Annotated in this window: 1 protein-coding gene; it reads right to left on the bottom strand. The window is 72.5% G+C overall.

The genetic code is table 11. The features are described from left to right. The coding region (locus AXW62_RS27945) for a type I polyketide synthase (protein WP_159060978.1) at nucleotides 1-1,395 on the bottom strand (1,395 nt) is incomplete at both ends.

Here is a 1,395-nt window from a genome sequence, read left to right as displayed (position 1 = left end):
AACCCAACCCCACGATCGCGATCGGCTCGTCATCGGCCGCGGCCACCACCACGGGCCCGGCCACGTCAACAGCCGCACCCACCACCTCCGCACGCAAGAACTCCGCCAGCACCACCGGCGTCGGATAGTCGAACACCAGCGTCGCGGGCAGCCGCAGCTCACTCACCGCACCCAGCGCGTTCCGCAGCTCCACCGCAGTCAACGAGTCAAAGCCCAGCTCACGGAAGGAGCGGTCGGGGTCGATCGTCTCGGGACCGGCGTATCCGAGCACCGTTGCGACGTTCGTACGGACCAGGTCCAGCACCACGTCGAGCTGCTCGGCCGCGTTCAGCCCGGCCAGCCGCCGCGCCAGCGCACCCGACTCCGCCGCGCCCTCCGCCGTACGCCGCGCCGGAGTCCGCACCAGCCCCCGGAACAGCGGCGACAGCGCGTCACTGCCCGCCTGCGCCCGGAGCGCGGCCATGTCCAGCGACATCGGCACCAGCAGCGCCTCGTCCGTGCGGTACGCGGCGTCGAACAGCTCCAGCCCCTCGGCGGCGGAGAGCGCGAGGACACCGCCCCGGCTCATCCGGGACACATCGGCCTCGTCCAGCTCCCCGGCCATCCCGCTGGAATCGGCCCACAGGCCGAAGGCCAGCGAGGTACCGCCCAAGCCCTGGGCACGGCGGTACTGCGCGAGGGCGTCCAGGAAGGCATTGGCGGCGGCGTAGTTGCCCTGCCCCGCATTGCCGAAGACACCGGCGGCCGAAGAGAAGAGAACGAACGCCGACAGATCCAGGTCGCGGGTCAGCTCGTGCAGATGCCACGCCGCGTCCACCTTCGGCCGCAGCACCCGCTCCAACCGCTCCGGCGTCAGCGAACCGATCACCCCGTCATCCAGCACACCGGCCGTATGCACCACAGCCGTCAGCGGACGCTCGGCCGGAATACCCGCCAGCACCTCCGCCAGCGCCTCCCGGTCCGCCACATCACACGCCGCCCAACGCACCTCCGCACCCAACTCGACCAATTCGGCGCCGAGTTCGGCAGCACCCGGCGCCCGCTCGCCGCGGCGGCTCACCAGCAACAGATGCCGCACCCCACGCTCCGCCACCAGATGACGCGCCAGCAGACCACCCAGCGTGCCACTCGCCCCGGTCACCAGAACCGTGCCCTCGGCATCGACATCGGGCGTCCGCTCAGTGTCCACGGCAGCCCGCGCCAGACGCGGCACCCGCACCTCGCCCGCGCGCAGCGCGAGCTGCGACTCGCCCGAGGCGAGCGCGGCGGACAGCGTGCGGAACGACTCGTCCCGGCCGTCGAGGTCGACGAGGACGAGGCGCTCCGGGTTCTCCGACTGCGCCGAACGCAGCAGACCCCACACCGCCGCACCCGCCAGGTCCGCCACCGGCTCGG

The sequence above is a fragment of the Streptomyces hygroscopicus subsp. hygroscopicus genome (genome assembly GCF_001553455.1).
Taxonomy (GTDB): domain Bacteria; phylum Actinomycetota; class Actinomycetes; order Streptomycetales; family Streptomycetaceae; genus Streptomyces; species Streptomyces hygroscopicus.
Note: the sequence above shows the minus strand (reverse complement) of the source record. Positions and strands in the feature narration are given on the sequence as shown.